This is a genomic window from Burkholderia sp. IDO3 (assembly GCF_003366075.1).
Classification (GTDB): domain Bacteria; phylum Pseudomonadota; class Gammaproteobacteria; order Burkholderiales; family Burkholderiaceae; genus Burkholderia; species Burkholderia anthina.
The window spans coordinates 1,579,864-1,600,353 of sequence record NZ_CP028962.1 but is presented as its reverse complement, the minus strand read 5'-3'; the positions used below and the strand labels follow the sequence as shown (position 1 = coordinate 1,600,353).

General features: G+C 68.7%; 16 protein-coding genes. 11 read left to right on the top strand and 5 right to left on the bottom strand.

Translation table 11 applies throughout. The features are described from left to right. Window positions 1-497: 497 nt before the first annotated feature. Window positions 498-1,523, bottom strand: coding sequence for a DNA-binding protein (locus DCN14_RS07390; protein ID WP_096498634.1), 1,026 nt, complete (start codon window positions 1,521-1,523; stop codon window positions 498-500). A gap of 396 nt (window positions 1,524-1,919) precedes the next feature. Here DCN14_RS07390 and DCN14_RS07385 point away from each other — a divergent pair, with 396 nt between their 5' ends. The 3 genes from DCN14_RS07385 to DCN14_RS07375 all read left to right on the top strand — a co-directional run bounded on the left by DCN14_RS07385 (window position 1,920) and on the right by DCN14_RS07375 (window position 4,031). Continuing rightward, on the top strand, window positions 1,920-2,657 hold the full coding sequence (locus DCN14_RS07385; RefSeq protein WP_096499303.1) for a hypothetical protein: 738 nt from the start codon (window positions 1,920-1,922) through the stop codon (window positions 2,655-2,657). Between the two features lie 75 nt (window positions 2,658-2,732). After that, window positions 2,733-3,095 carry a histidine kinase gene (locus tag DCN14_RS07380; protein ID WP_162826207.1) on the top strand — a complete coding sequence of 121 codons (363 nt, stop codon included), beginning with the start codon at window positions 2,733-2,735 and terminating at the stop codon, window positions 3,093-3,095. A 270-nt stretch (window positions 3,096-3,365) separates the two neighbouring features. Continuing rightward, a complete protein-coding gene (locus DCN14_RS07375) occupies window positions 3,366-4,031 on the top strand; it encodes a cation diffusion facilitator family transporter (RefSeq protein ID WP_096499305.1) in 666 nt (221 codons plus the stop codon). Window positions 4,032-4,250: 219 nt separating this feature from the next. Here the strand turns inward: DCN14_RS07375 and DCN14_RS07370 are convergent, their stop codons facing one another. Further along, window positions 4,251-5,441, bottom strand: a complete 1,191-nt coding sequence (locus DCN14_RS07370) for a helix-turn-helix transcriptional regulator (protein ID WP_096498638.1) — start codon at window positions 5,439-5,441, stop codon at window positions 4,251-4,253. 281 nt (window positions 5,442-5,722) lie between these two features. Between DCN14_RS07370 and DCN14_RS07365 the strand changes: the two genes are divergently transcribed. The 5 genes from DCN14_RS07365 (at window position 5,723) to DCN14_RS07345 (ending at window position 11,045) form a co-directional block, all read left to right on the top strand. Next, window positions 5,723-6,661, top strand: a complete 939-nt coding sequence (locus tag DCN14_RS07365) for an alpha/beta hydrolase (protein ID WP_096498640.1) — start codon at window positions 5,723-5,725, stop codon at window positions 6,659-6,661. Beyond that, complete coding sequence (ribBA, locus tag DCN14_RS07360; RefSeq protein WP_096498642.1) at window positions 6,658-7,773, top strand: bifunctional 3,4-dihydroxy-2-butanone-4-phosphate synthase/GTP cyclohydrolase II; 1,116 nt, start codon at window positions 6,658-6,660, stop codon at window positions 7,771-7,773. The genes DCN14_RS07365 and ribBA overlap by 4 nt, the downstream gene beginning before the upstream one ends. A gap of 172 nt (window positions 7,774-7,945) precedes the next feature. Further along, window positions 7,946-8,371, top strand: a complete 426-nt coding sequence (locus DCN14_RS07355) for a helix-turn-helix transcriptional regulator (protein WP_096498644.1) — start codon at window positions 7,946-7,948, stop codon at window positions 8,369-8,371. Window positions 8,372-8,373: 2 nt separating this feature from the next. Further along, the gene (locus tag DCN14_RS07350) at window positions 8,374-9,702 is read left to right on the top strand and encodes a type II toxin-antitoxin system HipA family toxin (protein WP_096498646.1); all 1,329 of its coding nucleotides are present in this window, start codon (window positions 8,374-8,376) and stop codon (window positions 9,700-9,702) included. Window positions 9,703-9,809: 107 nt separating this feature from the next. Continuing rightward, complete coding sequence (locus DCN14_RS07345; RefSeq protein ID WP_096498648.1) at window positions 9,810-11,045, top strand: NADH:flavin oxidoreductase; 1,236 nt, start codon at window positions 9,810-9,812, stop codon at window positions 11,043-11,045. Window positions 11,046-11,107: 62 nt separating this feature from the next. Here the strand turns inward: DCN14_RS07345 and DCN14_RS07340 are convergent, their stop codons facing one another. Continuing rightward, complete coding sequence (locus DCN14_RS07340) at window positions 11,108-12,235, bottom strand: VOC family protein (RefSeq protein WP_096498650.1); 1,128 nt, start codon at window positions 12,233-12,235, stop codon at window positions 11,108-11,110. 357 nt (window positions 12,236-12,592) lie between these two features. Here DCN14_RS07340 and shiA point away from each other — a divergent pair, with 357 nt between their 5' ends. The 3 genes from shiA to DCN14_RS07320 all read left to right on the top strand — a co-directional run bounded on the left by shiA (window position 12,593) and on the right by DCN14_RS07320 (window position 16,447). Further along, window positions 12,593-13,900 carry a shikimate transporter gene (gene shiA, locus DCN14_RS07330; RefSeq protein ID WP_096498652.1) on the top strand — a complete coding sequence of 436 codons (1,308 nt, stop codon included), beginning with the start codon at window positions 12,593-12,595 and terminating at the stop codon, window positions 13,898-13,900. 212 nt (window positions 13,901-14,112) lie between these two features. Further along, window positions 14,113-15,414: a UDP-N-acetylglucosamine 1-carboxyvinyltransferase gene (locus DCN14_RS07325; RefSeq protein ID WP_096498654.1), complete on the top strand. Its 1,302-nt coding sequence runs from the start codon at window positions 14,113-14,115 to the stop codon at window positions 15,412-15,414. 262 nt (window positions 15,415-15,676) lie between these two features. Further along, window positions 15,677-16,447 (top strand): IclR family transcriptional regulator C-terminal domain-containing protein, encoded by a 771-nt coding sequence (locus tag DCN14_RS07320; protein ID WP_096498656.1) that lies wholly within the window; start codon window positions 15,677-15,679, stop codon window positions 16,445-16,447. A gap of 23 nt (window positions 16,448-16,470) precedes the next feature. Here DCN14_RS07320 and DCN14_RS07315 read toward each other — a convergent pair whose 3' ends face one another. Both DCN14_RS07315 and DCN14_RS07310 read right to left on the bottom strand, forming a co-directional pair. Beyond that, on the bottom strand, window positions 16,471-18,771 hold the full coding sequence (locus DCN14_RS07315) for an ATP-dependent DNA helicase (RefSeq protein ID WP_096498658.1): 2,301 nt from the start codon (window positions 18,769-18,771) through the stop codon (window positions 16,471-16,473). Continuing rightward, window positions 18,768-20,462, bottom strand: coding sequence for a VRR-NUC domain-containing protein (locus DCN14_RS07310; RefSeq protein WP_096498660.1), 1,695 nt, complete (start codon window positions 20,460-20,462; stop codon window positions 18,768-18,770). Before DCN14_RS07310 ends, DCN14_RS07315 begins: the two co-directional genes overlap by 4 nt. Between the last annotated feature and the right edge of the window lie 28 nt (window positions 20,463-20,490).

The window sequence follows — 20,490 nt, the reverse complement described above, 5'->3', positions numbered from 1 at the left end:
TCGTGGGACCGAATCCAGTCTCGATCCGAAACGATTACCATCGTTGCGAAGCCGTGCGAACGGGCTGTCGCCGGCACCGGCACGGACGACACGTTCATCCGGCTCGATAGCGGGCAGGCAGGCCGCTTGCGTCGCAACGACGACCCTGCCACGCGTCGGCGGACGCTGTGGAACAGCTCGACGTACGGCGCGTCGGCGTACGACGGGAAGCGCCTGACGTCGATCCTCATCGCGCCCCCTCCCGGGCGGGACGCCGCAGATCCATCACACGACGCGGACGATGCCGGACGTCGGCGCGCAGGCGCAGTCGAACGGCTCGCCACAGGGTTGGCTGATATCCCGCGCGCGACGATTCCGGCGGATGCGCCGCCGCTGCCGCCTCGGTACCGATCAAGTTGAGAGAGTGGGCCGGCAGTCAGGTGCCCCGCACCCTGGCTGCCTTGTCTGCCCAAGGCGTGCGCGCGTCAGCGCGGGCTCGCGCTTCGTGGATGCGTTCGTCAGTTCGACGTCTCGCCGGTGGACTTCTTCGCTCGCATGCGCTTGTCGCCGCAGGGTGCGGTCGGGGCTGCCTTGGACTGGGTGCCGCGCACCGCTGCGCGTCGCGCCAGCGCCGCCCTTTCCCGCCGCAGTGCGTCGAGTTCCTTGCCGTACACCGCATTGGTCGCCTGCGCGCCGTCGAGCTGCCCCTGAAGCACGCCGCACCGGTGCAGCGCGTCGCCGAGTTGCGCCTGGCGCGCGGCAAGATCGTTTCGATACGCGAGGTCGCGCTGTTCGGCGCGGCTGGTCATGCCATCGAGTTCCTTCTGCAGCCGTGCCGCCGCGACGCGTTCGCGGTCGATCTCCTGAAGCGCCCGCCGCTCCGATGCGCGCAGGCGCTCTTCGGCGCGGTTCGCATCGTCGCGAAGACGATCGAGCTGCGTGCTGAAATCCGCGCGCGCCTGGGCCAGTGCGCGGTCGCCTTCCGCGTTGTCGGCCTGCAGGCGTTCGATTTCCGCCTGCTGCGCCCGGCGTGACACTTCGTCCGCGGCCCTCGCCTGCTCGAGCTCCTGAATCCTGACCTGCGCGGCAAGCAGCGCGGACGTGCGCTGTTCGAGTGCGGTTTCAGTGCGCGCCAGTTCGGCCTGCAATGCGGCGACTTCCGCTTTTGCCGCGGCGCGTTCGGCTTCGACTTCGGCGCGCAATGCGTCGAGCGCGGCGGCCGCGTCGGCACTCGAACGATTCCAGAGCGCGGCGACGAGTTCGCCTGCGGCGGCCTGCAGGTCGGCCGGCAAATCCGGATGCTCGATACGAACGCGGCTCTTTTCCCGCAACTCGGCCCAAAACTCGCCGAGCACCGCTGTCGGCGTGCTCATGCTGCCCTTGCGCACGAGCTGGTACAGGCGGTTCGCGGTGGGCGTGATCCCGAAGCGGAAGAACATCAATGCGCAGACCTCGCGGTACAGCTCGCGGGTTTTCGGGAAAGCGGCCTTGAGGCGGTCGATTTCGGCGATCAGGCGGGATTCGTCGGCGGCGAGGTCGGACATGGTCGGTTGCGGTGGAGATTTCGTAAATAATATAACGTAAACCGTCAAATATCCAATGATTCAGGTTCTCGGTTTTGACATTATTTCTATAATGTTGAGATTATTGAGGTAAGCGTCGTGACTTCCGAATGTCGCTCGCCGCCTTCGTTGTCCCCGTTGGCGTATTCCGTCTCCTCACCCCGGCTACCCCAAGCCGCTCCCGGTCAGCCCCCGCCGTTCCGCCCGCTTCCAACTCGCCGCCGACCCGCGCCGCCCCCGATAAGCATCCGTTAAGAATCCAGCCCGCATAGTGGCGCCCAGTCCTCGACCGAGGCCTTCGACCCGCGCCGCCCCGGATGACGGCGCCTCTTCAAGGAGCGATCCGTGAATCCGCGCCCGCCCGCCGTATCGACGTCCATGCTGAACAAGGTGCCTGCCGTCACTGCCGTCTTCTGGATCATCAAGATCCTGTCGACGACCGTCGGTGAAACCGGCGCCGACTATCTCGCCGTGCGCGCCGGCCTCGGCGTGCCGGTCACCGACGCGTTGATGGCGTCGCTGCTCGTCATCGCGCTCGTGCTGCAGTTCCGCGCGAAAGCCTGCGTGCCGTGGCTGTACTGGCTCAACGTGGTGCTGGTCAGCATCGTCGGCACGCAGATCACCGACGCACTGACCGACGGGCTCGGCGTCAGCCTGTACGCGAGCACCGCGTGCTTCGCCGTCGCGCTCGCGGCGCTGTTCGCGCTCTGGTATCGCAGCGAGCACACGTTGTCGATCGAGACCATCGTGACGACGCGCCGCGAGGGGTTCTACTGGGCCGCGATCCTGCTGACGTTCGCGCTGGGCACGGCCGCCGGCGACCTCGCCACCGAAGCGCTCGGCCTCGGATTCCGGCTCGGCATCGTGTCGTTCGGCGCGGCGATCGCGCTGGTAGCCGTCGCGATGCGCATGGGCGCGAATCGCGTGCTCGCGTTCTGGCTCGCCTACATCCTCACGCGCCCGCTCGGCGCGTCGCTCGGCGATTTCCTGTCCCAGGCGCGCGAATACGGCGGCCTCGGGCTCGGCACCGCGACGACGAGCGCGGCGTTCCTGACGTCGATCGTGCTGCTGGTCGCCTGCACGACGCTCGCCAACCGGCAAGCGAGCGTTCGATGACCGCCGTATTCCGTTGCCCCGTTGTCCACGTCCGTCCGACTACTCAAAGGAATTGAAATGCGCACCCGAAAGCCGATGCTCGTCGCCGTCGTCGCCGCACTCGCCGCAGGCCCCGCTTCGACGCTCTTCGCCCCGTCCGTCTATGCCGCAACCGCGGCAACCGCCTCGAAGCTCGGCGACCTGTCCGCGTTCCGCAGCATCGTGACGGACACCAGGAAACGCGTCGATGCAGGCAACCTGGCCGGCGCGAAAACGCGCATCAAGGATCTCGAAACGAAATGGGACGATGCGGAGCCGTCGCTGAAACCGCGTTCGGCGGCCGACTGGCACGTGATCGACAAGGCAATCGACCGCGCACTCGCCGCGCTGCGCGCCGACAAGCCCGACGCCGCGACATGCCGTCAATCGCTGGACGACCTGCTCGCGCTGTTGAAATGAACGGCGCGGCAACGGGCGCCCGGTCGAACCGGGTGTTCGTTGCCGGCGCATGCGCGCATCGGGAATGCCGCGCCCGGTGTGTTCCCGTGCGCTGCGACCGCGATGCCATGCGACGGCACGTTCGCGTTCGCGCAATCGGCGGTATCGCGGCGCGACCTCGATCGATCGTGGCGTCCCGGCCGGTCCGGCGATCCCGCCGCTGTCACGTACCTGCAATCGTCGACCGGTAGCGTTCGAGGCTGTCCCACGATTTCGACAGACGAATCCGCCATGCAGCGCACGTCGCGCGCCACGCCCCACGTTTATGCGGCCACGTCCCGCGCCCTCGCCGTCAGTCTCGCGATCAACCTGCTGTTGCTCGCCGCCGAGGCTGCTGCGGCGTGGTCCGCGCATTCGTCCGGCCTGCTCGCGGACGTCGCGCACGCGGCGATCGATCTCGCGGCCGACGCGCTGATCCTCGTCGCCTGCCGGCTCGACGCGCGGCTGCCGCCCGAGCGGCGCCCGACGTACGAGCCGCTCGCGCTGGCGGGGCTCGGCGCACTGCTCGTCGCGACAGGCGTGCAGATGATCTGGCATGCGTCGAACCGCTTCGACGCGCCGCCGGTCGTGCAACCCGGCGCGATGACGCTCGCGCTGATCGTGTTCACGCTGACCGGCAAGGCCGCGCTGTCGCGCTGGATGCTGCGCAAGGCGCGCGAAACCGGCTCCGCGCTGCTCGAAGCGAGCGGCTGGCATGTGCGCACTGATGCACTGTCGGCGTTGCTCGCGGCGCTCGCGATGAGCGCCGCATGGGTCGGCCTCGGCCGTCTCGACGACCTCGCGGCGATCGCGATCGGCGCGATCGTGATCCGCACCGGCGCGGGCTTCATCCGGCGCGGTTGCGCGCAATGGCCGGCATTGTCGGCGTGGGCGAATCGTTCGACGCGCGGGTCGTGACGATACAAGCGGCATCGCTGCGCGCGACGTCGCGAAACACCCGATACCCGCCATCGGTTGCATCAGGTCTGAAGCGAAAGAGGCTCGCACCGCGCGAGCCTCTTGTCCGACACGATGCCGCGATCGCCCTGCCGCCGCATGCACGTCGACCGCAGTCGATGTATCGGCGCACGAATGCGCCCGATACCGATGCGGCGGAGCAAGACGCGCCGCCCGCGCTCAACCGAGCGGCACCACGCTCCCGAGCAGGATCCGCACGAGCGTCGCCTGGCGCGTCACGCCCGTCTTCGAGAAGATGGCACGCAGATGCGTGCGCGCGGTGTTCTTGCTGATTCCCGATTCCTCGGCCGCCTCCTCGAGCGTGAGCCCGTTGGTCAGCAGCAGCGCGAGCGACGTCTCGGCGGGCGTCAGGTCGAACAGCTTGCGGATGATTTCCTGCGCGCCTTGCGGCTTGCGATCGGGGTCGCGCAGAAACAGCGTGACGGCCGGCCGCCGCCGGTTGTCCTCGGACCAGTCGGACAGCAGCACCGTGCGCACCAGCAATCCGAGACGCGGCTTGTCGAAGCCGCGCGTGATCGGCATCGCCTCGACGATCGCCGCGGCCGTACCGTGGTGTCCCATCACCGCGTGGCGGATCAGCCGCTTGAGCGTGCGGTTCTCCTGCGCGTCGGTCGCCTCGATCGTGCCGCGCGCAATCGTCAGCCCGTTGTTCTGCTTCAGGATCTCGTCGGCGACGCTGTTCAGGTCGATGATCGCGCCGTTCTCGTCGAGCGTGATCGTGCCGATCTGCATCCGGTTGATCGCGTTCGCGTAGATCGAGCGCTCGACCTCGGCCGTATCGAGCCGCGAATGCAGTTCGACCGCGCGCTTCAGGTGCGGCAGCAGCAGCGCGCAGATCGCCTTGTCGCGCGCGGAGAACTGCTTCGACGCGTGGTTGCGGCACACGCGGAACCGGCATTCGACGCCCGACGACGTGCGCAGGTCCGCGCCGAGGATGTAGCGCACGTCCTGCGGCTTCAGGAACTGCTTGTACAGCTCGCTCGACAGCCAGCCCGTATCGCCGAACACGTCGTCGACCGTGACCACGCGATCGGCCGGCAGGCCGACGAACGGGTCGAGCGAATAGTAGTAGTTGTTGTACGACGCCTCGCCGTCACCCGGCACGACGGGGCCGAACTCCGATGCATGCACGGACAGCGGCGCACGACGATCGCTCGCCGCCGCGCGCAGGATCAGCGTCACGTAGTTGGCCTGCAGCAGCCGGCGCACCATCTCGAGCGCGCCCGCCCACGGCGGCGTTTCCATCGGCCCCTGGTAGATGCGCGCCATCAGTTCGCTGAAATCCGCGACGCCGATGCCGGCTTCCTCGCTTGTTGACTGGCTCTCTTGCGGAGCCCATCTCGTCTCCATCAGCACGCTCCATCCTCCATGCGACTTGTTGTCGGTGCGACTCTTCCGCGCCGCCATGATTAAGACGTGTCTTAATTCCGGCGTCATCGGGACATTCACTGAAGGGTGAGCTTTGGCCATCCGGGCGCGCGAACCATCGTCCAATCGGATGATGTGGCGCCCTGCGTGCTGCGCTGGAATGCCCGTCAGGCCGTGCCGGCAAGCTTCCGGCGCGGGCTCAGGGAAAACCGCGACGCGGGTTTACCTGATTCCGACCGCACCCGATTCAGACAGGAGTTTCCATGCCGCTCGACCCTCAGGCGCAGGCGCTGCTTGCCGCGCTCGCCCAAGCGCCCGCGATCGATTTCGATCGACTGACCGTTCCCGCCTACCGCGCGAGCCTCGCCGGGGGCGGCGCGTTCGCGCCCGGCGACGCGATTGCCGCCGAAGAAGACTGGCAAATTCCCGCGCCCGGTCGCGAGTTGTCCGCACGGCTGTATCGACCCGAGGCCGACGGGCCGTTGCCGCTGACCGTGTTCTTCCACGGCGGCGGCTTCGTCGCGTGCGGGATCGACTCGCACGCGAACCTGTGCCGCAGTCTCGCCCGACGGGCGCGCACGCTCGTGCTGTCGGTCGACTACCGGCTCGCGCCCGAAGCACGGTTCCCGGCAGCCGCGCACGATGCATGCGATGCCGTGCGCTGGGCCGCCGCCAGCGCGCGCGATCTCGGCGCGCGCACCGGCGCGCTCGCCGTCGCCGGCGACAGCGCGGGCGGCAACCTGGCCGCCGTCGCCGCGCTGCAGTTGCGCGGCTCGGGCATCGCGATCGCGCATCAGTTGCTGCTGTATCCGGTCGTCGATTGCGCGACCGAGCATCCGTCGTACGAATCGCTCGGCGAAGGCTATTTCCTGACGGCGGACGCGATGCGCTGGTTCAAGCGTCACTATTTCGACGACGGCGCCGATCGCGCGTCGCCGCTCGCGAGCCCGCTCGCCGCGCCGGATCTGTCGGGCGCGGCGCCGGCCACCATCGTCAGCGCCGAATTCGACCCGCTGCGCGACGAAGCCGAGGCATACGCGCTGCGTCTCGCGCAGGCCGGCACGCCGGTGTCGCTCGTGCGCTGGCCGGGCCAGTTGCACGGCTTCGCGAGCATGCTCGGCGCGGTCGATGCCGCCGATCGCGTGCTGTCGTTCGGCGCCGATGCGCTGCGCCGCGCGTTCGACGCAACGGAGGCGCAATGACGCTCGCCGGCACGCCGGAAATCGTCGACGAATTGCGCGCGGGGCGGATGGTCCTGCTCGTCGACGAAGAGGATCGCGAGAACGAAGGCGACCTCGTGATCGCCGCCGATCACGTGACGCCCGAAGCGATCAACTTCATGGCGCGCTTCGGCCGCGGGCTGATCTGCCTGACGCTGACGGTCGAGCGCTGCGAGCAACTGCGCCTGCCGCCGATGGCCGATCACAACGGCACGCCGTTCGGGACCGCGTTCACCGTCAGCATCGAAGCGGCCGACGGCGTGACGACCGGCATCTCGGCCGCCGACCGCGCGCGGACGGTCCGCGCGGCGGTCCGCCCGGGCGCGCGCGCCGACGATCTCGTGCAGCCCGGCCACGTGTTTCCGATCGCCGCGCGCCCGGGCGGCGTGCTGGTGCGCGCGGGGCACACGGAAGCCGGCTGCGATCTCGCGGCGCTGGCCGGACTCACGCCCGCGTCGGTGATCTGCGAGGTGATGAACGACGACGGCACGATGGCGCGACTGCCCGAGCTGAAGGCGTTCGCCGCGCATCACGGGCTGAAGATCGGCACGATCGCGGACCTGATCCATTACCGGCGCGAGCACGAATCGCTCGTCGAACGCATCGGCGAACGGCCGCTGCATACGCCATGGGGACGATTCCGCGCGATCGAATATCGCGACACCGTGCACGGCGCGCCCCATCTCGCGCTGGTGCGCGGCGAGCCGGACCCGGCGACCCCCGTGCTGACGCGTGTGCACGAATGCCATTCGCTGCTCGACCTGCTCGACGCGGAACCGTCCGCGCATTCGTGGCCGCTGCACGCCGCGCTGCAGCGGATCGACGCGGCGGGCTGCGGCGTCGCGGTGCTGCTCGACTGCGACATGCGCGGCGACGCGACGCGCACGCCTGCCGCCCATGCGCGCCGCGACGGCCGCGTGACGGGGATCGGCTCGCAGATCCTGCGCGAGCTCGGCGTGCGGCGTCTGAACGTGCTGTCGAGCCCGTTCCGGCTGCCGGCGCTGTCGGGGCACGACCTCGAGATCATGGCGTTCATCCCGCTCGGCGACGACGATCCGGAAAGCGCGCGGGCCGCCCCGCTGCGGGCGGCATGACGCACGGCTGACGACCGCGCGGGGCGCATTGCCGCCCTTGCCTGCGGGTTTCCGCACGACAAGCTATCGCTTGTTTTCATCAAATACAGTCTCGGGTTTGTATTTTGACGATACATGCCATAGACTGTATTTTCCGATTACAAGCGATCGCCTGTCATTTCGCGGAGAGCCCATGGCATTCCCTGTCCAGACCTTGAGCCAGTTGCGCCCGATCCTCGTCGGCTTCCGGAAGTCGGCGGGGTTCACGCAGGCGCAGCTCGCGGCCCGCCTCGGCGTCACGCAACAGTCGTATGCGCAGCTCGAAGCCAATCCGTCCGCCGTCAGTATCGAACGGCTGTTCAAGGTGCTGAACGTGCTCGGCGTTCGCCTGATGCTCGAGCCGGGCACGCTCGACGATGCGCCGGCCCCCGATGCCGCCGATCCCGATCCCGATCCCGCGCACGCGCTGGCCACGCGCCGGCGTTCGCCCCCGCATGCGTCCGATCCCCCCGCGGCCCGCTCGCCGGCCGCCGCCAAGCCCCCGGCCGCCGCGTCGCGAAAACGGCCTGCCGCGGCGACGCCCGGCAAGCCCCGCGGCCCGAAACGGGAGGACTGGTGACGATGGCGCGCCGCCCCCGCCACGACCGTCTCGACCTGTGGATGAACGGCATCCCGGTCGGCTACTGGGAAGTCCGGCGCGGCATCGAACGCCTCGTCTACCTGCCGTCCTGGGTCGACGATCCGCAGGGGCGTCCGCTGTCGCTGTCGTTGCCGTTCACGCCCGGCAACCAGCCGCACCAGGGCGCGGTCGTCGCCGACTATTTCGACAACCTGCTGCCCGACAGCCAGCCGATCCGCCGCCGCATCGCGCAGCGCTACCGGCTCGGGTCGACGGCGCCGTTCGAACTGCTCGCGTCGATCGGCCGCGATTGCGTCGGCGCGCTGCAGCTGCTGCCGCCCGACGAAGTGCCCGTCGACCTGGAAGCCATCGACGGCACCGCACTCGACGACGCAGCCGTGGCCGACGTGCTGCGCCACGCGACCGCCGCGCCGCTGCCCGGCCACCCGGAGCCGGACGGCGAGCTGCGCCTGTCGATCGCCGGTGCGCAGGAAAAGACCGCGCTGCTGCGCCACGGCGAGCGCTGGCTGCTGCCGTCGGGCAGCACGCCGACCACGCATATCTTCAAGCTGCCGCTCGGACGCGTCGGGAACATGCAGGCCGACATGCGGACCTCGGTCGAGAACGAATGGCTGTGCTCGAAGCTCGTCGCCGCGTACGGCCTGCCGGTCGCGTCGTGCGACATCGGCCGGTTCGACGACCAGAAGGCGCTGATCGTCGAGCGATTCGACCGCCGGCCTTCGCGCGACGGCACGTGGATCCTGCGGCTGCCGCAGGAGGACATGTGCCAGGCGACCGGCACGCCGTCGGGCGCGAAATACGAGTCCGACGGCGGCCCGGGGATCGCGACGATCATGGGCATCCTCGCGAATTCCGCCGACGCCGCGCAGGACCGCCGGCATTTCTTCATCGCGCAGCTCGTGTTCTGGGTGCTCGCCGCGATCGACGGCCATGCGAAGAACTTCAGCATCGCGCATCTGCCGGGCAACACGTATCGCAGCACGCCGCTGTACGACGTGCTGTCCGCGCATCCGATCATCGGCACGCGGCGCAACCAGTTGTCGCCGTACCGCGCGCGGCTCGCCATGGCCGTGTGCGGGAAGAATCGTCACTACGTGATCGGCGACATCCAGCCGCGCCACTGGATCGCGCAAGGCGCGCGCGTCGGCCTGACCGAAGACGACGTCCGCGCGGCCATGGCCGATGTGGCCGCACGCACCGAACCGGCGATCGCCGACGTCGCGTCGCGCATTCCGGCGGATTTCCCGGCGGACGTCGCCGATGCGATCTTCGACGGCATGCGCCGCCAGGCGCGCAAGCTGGGCGGCTGATCGCACGGCGGCCCGCGGCCATCGCCGCGGGTCATCCACGCGGACGATGCGGGCCGCTACCGACTGCGCACAATGGTCGCCGTGCCCATTCCCGATGCCCGCCCGACATGGAACATGCTGCCCTCGATACCGCGTTCACCCCGCTGCAGATCGGCCCGCTGACGCTGCGCAACCGGCTGATCAAGTCGGCGACCAACGAAGGCATGACGCCGAACGGCGTGCCGTCGCGCGCGCTGGTGCGGTTTCACGAGCGCATCGCCGAGGGCGGCGCTGCGCTGACGACCGTCGCGTACTGCGCGATCAGCGACGACGGCCGTACGTTCGTCGACCAGGCGCAGCTCGACGCGCCGACGGTCCGGCAATTCCGCGCGCTCACCGACGCGGTCCACCGGCACGGCGCGGCGGCGTCCGCGCAGATCACGCACGGCGGCTGCTTCACGTTCCTGCCGTCGCTGTCGACGAAGCGGCCGTTGAGCGCGTCGGGCGGTTTCAACAAGGTCGGCGTGATGAGCGGCCGCTTTCTGAAGCAAGCGATGACGCGCGATCAGATGACGGCCATCGCCGGCGAATTCGCGCGCGCGGCGCGGCATGCGCGCGACGCCGGGTTCGATGCGGTCGAAATCCACATGGGGCACGGCTATCTGCTGAGCCAGTTCCTGTCGCCGCTGTACAACCGCCGCTGCGATGCGTACGGCGGCGATGTGGCGCGACGCGCGGCGTTCCCCGTGGAGGTGCTGCGCCGCGTGCTCGACGCGGTCGGCCGCGATCTCGCCGTGGTGTGCAAGATCGGCGTGACCGAAGGCGTGCGCGGCGGCGGGACGGCCGACGACGCGAGCGAGATCGCGCGGCTGCTCGAAGCGGAAGGCGCGCACCTGCTCGTGCTGAGCGGCGGGATGAACGTCGAGTCGGTGTGGCAGTTGTTCGGCAGCCCGCTGCCCGGCGATGCGCGCGCGAACGCCGACAATGCGATCGTGCGCGCCGCGATGGCGCTGCAGAAACTCACCGAGCCGAAGATGGGCGCGTTTCGCGACATGTACTTCCTCGAGCATTCGAGGAAGGTGCGCGCGGCCGTCCGGATGCCGCTCGCGTATCTCGGCGGCGTGCGCTCGCGCGAGAACGTCGCGCTGGCGATGCGCGAAGGGTTCGACGCGGTCGCGCTGGCCCGCGCGCTCGTGTTCGAGCCGGATTTCGTGAACGGGCTGCGCGACGGCCGGCTTGCCCGGTCGGGCTGCACGTCGTGCAACCGCTGCGTCGTGTCGATGTACACGCCGGGCGGCACCGCATGCGTGCTCCACGAGCCGAACGATCCGGCGCCGAACCGCGTGCCGGCCGCCGGCGCGTGACGTTCGGCGGCGTGTAACGCTGCTTGCTGCGTACCGCAGGCCGAGACGGCGGCAGCCGTCGATCAGCCGGCGTTGCGGGCGCGAGCCAGCGCCGCGAGGTTGCCTTCCCCGAACCCGTGGTGCCCTTTGCGCTGCACGATCTCGAAGAAGATCTCGCCGGGCCGGCGCTTGACGAAGGTCTGGAAGAACAGGCGCGGCACGCCGTCGCCGCCGATTTCGCCGTCGACCAGCACCGCGCGCCGACGCAGCGCGTCGAGATCGACACCGTGCCCCGGCAGCCGCGCATCGACCTCGTCGTAATAGCGTGCGGGCGGCTCGATGAACTCGACACCGTTCGCGCGCAGCGCATCGACGCTCGCCAGGATGTCGTCGGTCGAGAGCGCGACGTGCTGGACACCTTCGCCCGGATGATCCGGCAGATACGCGTGCATCAGCTCGGTGCGCCGCGTGCCTTCTTCATAGACCGGAATGCGCACCGCGCCGCACGGCGACACCATCACGCGCGACTCTTCGGACACATGCCAGTGCGCGTCGATTTCGTGGATTTCGCGGAAGTGCAGCAGGTCATGATAAAAGTCGAGCCACTCGCGCATGCGCCCCGCGCCGACCGTCTGCGTGAAGTGGTCGACCTGCTGCAGGCCCGTGCCCGCGCAGTCGAGATCGGTATGTGCGGTCGCGATGTCGATCGGCCGGAAGTCGACGTCGAAGATCGAGATGTCGCCGACGCCGCCGCGCTGGCCGTCGCGCCCGCGCCAGCGGTCGACGAAATAGAGGTGCGAATCGCCGATGCCCTGAATCGCCGGAATCTTCAGTTCGCCGACGCCGATCCGCTCGCCCTCGAACGCCCACGCGCCCAGCTCGATCGCGCGCTCGAACGAGCGCCGCGCGCTGGCCACGCGAATGCCGATTGCGCAGACACCCATTCCATATTCCTCCGCATAGCGCGCGGCGAATGAATCGGGTTCGGCGTTGATCAGGAACTGCATCTGCCCTTGCCGGTACAGCGTGACGTTCTTGCTGACGTGACGCGCGATCGCCTTGAACCCGAGCTGCTCGAAGCGTTGCGCGAGCGCGTCCGGAACCGGCGCCGCGAACTCGACGAATTCCAGGCCGGCCATTCCGAGCGGATTGGCAGCCGGATCGGCAACGGGCGGCGTATCGCTGGACAGGGGGTGGGCATTACCGGGCATTCCATTCTCCGGAGGCAGGCGGTCGATGGGGACGGCGCCCGGTGCGGGCGGCCTACCCGGCCGATGAGACGGCCGGATATCCACGCGGATCGGGCGAACTTTTAATGGTGCAGATTTTAACCAGATCGTTCACTGCGGCACACCCTGGTCGAACGGGATATTGGCGCGCCGCCTAGTGCAAACCCGAAAATCGTTCGATAATCGCACGTTGATGAACGATAATCGCGCACCTTGACCGATCGGCCAATTGCCGGGACGCGGCGCGCGCCCTATTCTCCGTTCACCCTTCGACTTCAATACAGCATCGGACGCGGCGCCGCCACGATTCCACGATGCGCCGTGCCAGGAGACTTCGTCATGACCCCAACCTTCGACACCCTCGACACCGCCGCCAGTGCCCGAGCGCGCAGTCAGGCCCGCAAGGCCGCGATCGGCAGCTTCGTCGGCGCCGTCGTCGACTGGTACGACTTCCTGTTGTACGGGATCGTCGCAGCACTCGTATTCAACTCCGAATTCTTCCCGAAAATCAGCCCGACGATGGGCACGCTCGCCGCGTTCGCGACGTTTGGCGTCGGCTTCCTGTTCCGGCCGCTCGGCGGCGTCGTGTTCGGCCACTACGGCGACCGCCTCGGCCGCAAGCGGATGCTAGTGCTGACCGTGATGCTGATGGGGCTGTCGACCGTCGCGATCGGCCTGTTGCCCGGCTTCGCGACCATCGGCTGGTGGGCGCCCGTGCTGCTGGTGCTGATGCGTGCGATCCAGGGCTTCGCGGTCGGCGGCGAATGGGGCGGCGCGGCACTGATGGCCGTCGAGAGCGCGCCGAAGCAGAAAAAGGCGTTCTACAGCAGCGGCGTACAGGTCGGCTACGGCGTCGGGCTCGTGCTGGCCACGGGGATCGTGTCGATCCTGAGCCACACGCTCGGCGAAGCCTCGTTCAAGTCGTGGGGCTGGCGCCTGCCGTTCCTGTTCAGCATCGTGCTGGTTTTGATCGGGCTGTGGGTTCGCAAGAGCATGGACGAGTCGCAGGAATTCGTCGAGAAGGTCGAGCACGGCAACCGCAAGCTGCGCCTGCCGGTGCTCGAAGCGCTGACGCGTCATCCGAAGGCGTTCCTGCTGATCATCGCGCTGCGTCTTGCCGAACTGTTCACGATGTATATCGTCACCGCGTTCGCGCTCAGCTACTCGACGACGAACCTGGGCATGTCGCGCGATCTGTTCCTGAACATCGGCCTGCTGGTCGGCGCGGTGAGCTGCGTGACGATCCCGTGCTTCGCGTGGCTGGCCGACCGCTTCGGCCTGCGCCGCATCTACCTGATCGGCGCGCTGATCGGCGTCGCGGCGGCGGTGCCGTTCTTCGTCGCGCTGGAGTCGCGCTCGACCGTATGGATCGTGATCTGCTCGATCCTGCTGGCGAATGCCGCGCACGACATGGTCGTCAGCGTGCAGCAACCGCTCTTCACCGAGCTGTTCGGCGCGGAATACCGCTACAGCGGCGCGGGCGTCGGCTACCAGTTCGCGAGCGTCGTCGGCGGCGGGTTCACGCCGTTCATCGCCGTGGCCCTCGTCAGCATGGCCGGCGGCTCGTGGCACCTCGTCGCCGGCTATCTCGCAGTGGGCTGCCTGATCTCGCTGGTGGTCGCCGCGCGGATGCGGGCGGCGCAGTAGTCAGGCGGACTGAATGGCCGGCGCGCGCCGCGGCCGGCCATTTCCTCGCGAGCCATCCTCCTCGGGCAAACCGGAGGGCCTGAGCATCCCCCAACGTCAAACACCGTCAATCACACGCGCAGAACCCCTTTTTCCCCTCTGAACATTCCACGCCGCCCGCCGACCAATGGCATCATATGGGCCTACGTCAGTCACCGATACGCCCCCATATCATGTCGAATCTCATCGTCCACGGCGGCACCCCGCTGCGCGGGGACATCAAGCCGTCCGCGAACAAGAACGCCGTCCTGCCGATTCTGTGCGCCACCCTGTTGACCGATCAGCCGCTGCGTCTCGTCGGCGTGCCGGACATCACCGATGTGCGCAAGATCCTCGACATCTTCCGCGCGCTGGGCAGCGACGTGTCGGTCGACTTCACGACAGGCATCCTCGAACTCCACCATCGCAACACGACGTTCGATCCGGCCGTCCACCGGCTGCCGGAAGCGATGCGCTCGTCGATCATGCTGATTCCGCCGCTGCTCGCGCGCTTCGGCGTCGCGCGCCTCGAGAACGACGTGAAGGGCTGCACGCTCGGCGTGCGCGAAATCGATCCGCACGTCGAAGTGTTCGAGCGCTTCGGCGCGCACATCGAGCGCACGCCCGATTCGCTGATCGTCCGCGCCGACGGCCCGCTGACGGCCAACGACCACTGGTTCGACTACGCGTCGGTGACGACCACCGAAAACTTCGCGCTGTGCGCAACGGCTGCAGGCGGCACGTCCACGCTGATGAACGCGGCGTCCGAGCCGCACGTGCAGGAGTTCTGCCAGTTCCTGGCGATGATCGGCGTCACGATCGAGGGCATCGGCACGTCGCGCCTGTGCGTGACGGGCGGCGGCAAGCTCGGCGGCGGCGAATTCCGCTTCGCCGAGGATTTCCATGAAATCGCGACGTTCCTCGCGCTCGGCGCGATCACGGGCGGCGACATCACGGTGCGCAACTCGTCGCCGGAGCATTTCCCGCTGATCGACCGCACGTTCGCGAAGTTCGGCGTGAACGTCACGCACCGCGACGGCTGGTCGCGCGCGGAACGCGACGGCCCGCTGCGCGTGCGCCGGCCGTTCACGCAGAACATCCTGACCAAGGTCGAAGCCGCACCGTGGCCGTACCTGCCGGTCGACCTGCTGCCGATCTTCATCGCGCTCGGCGTGCGTGCCGAAGGCAGCGCGATGTTCTGGAACAAGGTCTATGACGGCGCGCTCGGCTGGTCCGGCGAACTGTCGAAGTTCGGCGCGCATGTGCTGCTGTCGGATCCGCACCGCCTGATCACGTTCGGCGGGCTGCAACTGACGCCGGCGCGCGTCGAAAGCCCTTACATCATCCGCGTCGCGATCGCGCTGCTGATGGTGGCCGCGAGCATCGAAGGCCGTTCGGAGATCATGAACGCGCTGCCGATCCGCCGCGCGCATCCGCATTTCGTCGAAAACCTGCGTTCGGTCGGTGCGAACGTCGAGTGGACGAGCAGCGAGTAACGTCCTTCCGGATGCGGCGCGACTGACGTTCGCGCCGCTCCCCCGTTCGCACTCGCCCGGCAGCTTCCACCGACCGCCGGGTGATTCCCCCTGGCAGCGCCCCCTCCGACTGCCACGCTGGTGCCACCCCGGCACCTTTCTCCGCCCCGCACCCCGCTTCCAGCATCACGACCGTATTCGCACGGTTTTCGATCTGCGCGATAATCGCTCACTCCTGCGCGAACACCGCCCACCGACTGCCTTACCCGGCGCCTCACCAACGATGAAAAAGCCCGAACTCGACCGACGCGACTGGATTGCCGGCCTCGAAAAAGGCCTGATGATCCTCGAGGCGTTCGACAGCCAGCACGCGCGCATGACGCCCACCCAGGCCGCCGCCCGCACCGGCCTCACGCGCACGGCCGCGCGCCGCTACCTGCTGACGCTCGAATCGCTCGGCTACGTGTACACCGATGGCAAGCTGTACGGCCTCACGCCGCGCGTGCTGCGGGTCGGCTGGTCGTACTTCGACTCCGCGCGCCTGCCGCGCACGGTCCAGCCGTATCTGCAGCAACTGAGCGCGTCGCTGAACGAATCGGCGTACGTGAGCGTGCTCGACGGATGGGAGCTCGTGTTCATCGCGCGCAACGGCGTGTCGCGCGTGATGACGACGGGCTTCGTGCTCGGCGCGCGCGTGCCGGCGCCGCTGACGTCGCCGGGCGTCGTGTTGCTCGCGCATCATCCGGATCGGGAAGCTGTCCGCACGTGGCTCGACGACACGGCGCTCGCGCCGTTCACGCCGCACACGATCACCAACAAGGCGCGCCTGCTCGAACAGGTCGACCACGCCCGCGACGCAGGCTACGCGGTGATCGAACAGCAATTGCAGGTCGGCGTGCGCGGGATCGCGGTGCCGCTGAAGAACCGCCATGGCAAAGTCGTCGCCGCGCTGAGCACGAACATGCCGATCGGCGCCGAGACGACCGATGCGGCCGTGCGCCGCGTGCTGCCGCATCTGCAGGAAGCCGCGCTCGCGATGCTCAACGTGCTGTAGGCGCAGGCACCCGCACCACAACCTCACCCGATCCGCCACCACCTCGGCAGCAGATCGCGCACCTCGCGCCGCCGGTAACGATCGTCGATCAGGTGCACGACGCCCTCGTCGTGTTCGGTGCGGATCACGCGTCCGGCCGCCTGCACGACCTTCTGCAAACCCGGATACAGGTACATGTAGTCGTATCCGTTGCCGAAACGCACATCCATCGCGCGCCGCATCTGCTCGTTGACGTCGTTGACCTGCGGCAGCCCGAGCGTCGCGATGAACGCGCCGATCAGCCGCTCGCCGACCAGGTCCACGCCTTCCGAGAACGCGCCGCCCAGCACCGCGAAGCCGACGCCGCGGCCGCCCGCATCGAAGCGGGCGAGAAACGCGTCGCGCTCGCTTTCGGCCATGCCGGGCGCCTGGGCCCACACGGGCACGTCGGGATGGCGAGCCTGCATCAGTGCGACGACGCGCCCGAGATAGTCGAAGCTGCTGAGAAAACCGAGGTAATTGCCGGGTCGCGTCGCGTACTGCGCGGCGATCAGATCCGCGATCGGTTCGAGCGAACGGTCGCGGTCGCGCCAGCGCGTCGACACATGGCTCGCGACGCGCACGGTCAACTGCTCGGCGCGAAACGGCCCGTCGACGTCGAGCCAGCCGGTATCGGCCGGCAGCCCGAGCGTGTCGCGATAGAAATGGAACGGGCTCAGCGTGCCGGAAAACAGCACGGTCGCACGCGCGGCTTCGTAGCGCGACGCGAGAAAACCGGCCGGGATCACGTTGCGCACGCACAGCGTCGACTGGATGCGGCGCCGGCGCGCGGCCGGCACAACGCCGTCGAGCCCCGACTGGCGCGGCAGCGGCTCGCCGTGCAGCGTCGCATCGAAGATCGACGCGCTGTCGAACGCGTCGGCGAGCACGCCGAACTGGATCGCCTCGAAATGAAAGCGCAGCAGCGCGTCGCCGTTCGCGCGCGGCGCATCGGTCAGGTGTTCGCCGATCGCCGAGACGAGGTTCTGCACCGCCGATACGATCGGGCCTGGAATGTCCGGATACGCCGCATAACGCTCGGCTTGCGCACGATTGAGGGTGCCCCACGCACGCGCGAGCCGGTCGAACGGCTTGCGCAGCGCCGCCGGCGCGGCCTCGCGCGCGGCGGCGAACGCGAACGGGTCGAGCGACGCGCTGTACATCTTGCGCGCGCGGTCGAGCAGGTTGTGCGCCTCGTCGACGAGCACGCCGACGCGCCACTGGTTCTGCTGCGCAAGCGTATGCAGCATCGCGCTGCCGTCGTAGTAGTAGTTGTAGTCGCCGATCACCATGTCCGACCAGCGCGCCAGCTCCTGAGCGAGATAGTACGGGCAGACGTCGTGCGCGAGCGCCGCCTCGCGCACGGTCGCGCGATCGAGCAGCCCGGCGCCGATCGCCGCGTCGCGCGCGGCGGGCAGCCGGTCGTAGAAGCCCTGCGCGAGCGGACACGATTCGCCGTGACACGCGAGGTCAGGATGCTCGCACGCCTTGTCGCGCGCGACGAGTTCCAGCACGCGCAGCGGCAGCGCCGGCGTGCCGGCGCCGAGCGTCGTCGCCGCTTCGAGTGCGAGCGCACGCCCGGGCGTCTTCGCGGTCAGGAAGAACACGTGATCGAGCTCGCCTTCGCCGCACGCCTTCAGCAACGGAAAGACCGTGCCGACCGTCTTGCCGATACCGGTCGGCGCCTGCGCCATCAGGCAGCGTTCGTCGCGCGCCGCGCGATAGACCGACACGGCCAGCTCGCGCTGCCCGCTGCGGAATTGCCCGTGCGGAAACGTCAGCGCGCGCAGCGCCGCATCGCGGGCCGCGCGATGCGCGGTCTCGCGCTCGGCCCAGCCGACGAAACATGCGCACTGCTCGGCGAAGAACGCGGCGAGCTCGCTCGCGCCCAGCGTGTCGGTCAGCACGGTCTCGCGCTCGGACACGATGTCGAAATACACGAGCGCGACGTCGATTTCCGGAAGGCCGCGCGCGTCGCACATCAGGTGTGCATAGACCTTCGCCTGCGCCCAGTGCAGCGCACGATGATTGGCCGGCATCGCATCGAGGCTGCCGCGATAGGTCTTGATTTCCTCGATCCGGTTCGCGACCGGATCGTAGCCGTCCGCGCGTCCGCGCACGGTGAGCGTGCCCCACGTGCCGGTCAGCGCGATCTCGGTTTCATAGCGCGCGCCGCGGTTCGACGTAACGGCGCCGTGGCCCGCGATCCCTTCGAGCGCGGTCGGCGCGGGCGTGAAGCGCAGGTCGAGATCGCCGCGCCGCGCGGTGAATTCGCACATCGCCCGCACCGCGACGACATAGCTCATGCTGACAACCCCGCCGCTTCGGCCGGCTCGACGCCGACGCCCGCCCATTCGACATCGACGACGCGCACCGGCATGCCGTGCGCGATGCAGTACGCGAGCCAGCGTGTCTGATTGTCCTGCAGCCGGTCGCCGGGGCCCTTCACCTCGATCAGTTCATAGCGCCGCTCGCCGGGCCAGAAGCGGACGAGATCGGGCAGCCCCGAGCGGTTGCTGCGGATATCCGCGAGCACGCGCGTGAACCACAGCCGCAGATGCTCGGGCGGCAGGCATGCCAGCGCCTCGTCGAGCAGTTCGTCGGTCAGCACGCCCCAGAACACGAACGGCGATTGCAGCCCCGCCTTCGTCGCGTAGTGACGAAGGATCGTGTCGCGATACGCGCCCGAGTCGAGCTGCGCGAAGCACGCGGCGAACGCATCGGTGCGGCGCATCGCGAAATCGGGTGCATGCAGGTCGGCCGGCCCGCGCTGGAACGGGTGAAAGAACGCGCCGGGCACGGCCGCGAACACGGGCTCCCAGCACAGCAGCCCGAACAACGAATTGATCAGCGTGTTCTCGACGTAATGAACCGGCGCTTCGGGCCGCGCCAGATGATCGCGCACGGCGAATTCGACGCTGACGAACGCATCGGGGCGCGCCAGCACCAGCGTCTCGCGCGGCACGTCCGGCGCGGCATGCGCGCGTTCGCCCCGCTGCCCGACGCGCCGCTGCAGACGCGGCAGCATCCGTTCGACGCGCTGGCGCTCCTCGTCGCTTTCGAAGCCGTTGCGCGCGTCGAGCGCCAGCGCGAGCGCGTCGTCGTCGCGTCCGCAGCGTTCGAGCACGCGAATGCGCCGATGGCGGCTGCCCGGCCACGCGCCGCGCGCATACGCGTCGAGCGCGGCGGGCCAGTCGGCGCGGCGTTCGCAGCGTTGCCCGAGCGTGAACAACAGCTTCGCGCGGCGCGTCGCAAGCCACGGCTGCACGCAACTCACCGCGTCGATCGCACGCAGCAGATCGTCGAACGGCAGATCGTCGGGCCACGCGTCGAGCGCTTCGCGGCAAGTCTGCAACGCGAGATACGTATCGACGTCGTCGCGCTGCTGGAACGCGCGCGACGACGGCGCGAACGGCACGCTCTCGTACTGGAACACGCCGAGATCGGCGAGCACGAATTCGCTCCAGTCCTGATGCAGATTGCCGAAGAACATCAGCCGCAGCCGGTCGCACAGCGCGCCGACGGTCACGCGCAGCACGCGATCGTCGGCCTGTTCGCACCATGCATGGAGCGGCTGCGCGACGTCGTGCGCGGGCCGCAGCCGCTCCAGCCATTCGGGCTTGCGTTCGCCCACGTGCGCGGCGAGCGCCGGAAACACCTTCAGCAGATCGGCCTTGGTCAACAACGCGAACAGTTCGTCGAGCGACAGCGCGGGCGCCGGATCGACCCAGCCGAGCGCGACGAGCGGCGCGGCCGCGTCGTGCGGGCAGCCGATTTCGTCGTAGACGAGCTTGCTGGCGCGGAAATCCGACCCGTTGCGCATCAGCATTCGCACGAGCAACGCGCGCGATGCCTGCGGCAACTGCGGAAAGTGGCGCAGAAACGCGTGCTCGCGCTCGTCGAGCAGGTCGTCGTAACGCTCGCCGAGCCAGGCCAGCGCGCGTTCGAAATTGGTCAGGTAGTAAAACGCCGGGGGCGTCGGCGATGCAGGCGTCACGGGAATCGATCACTGTACGTTTGTACAG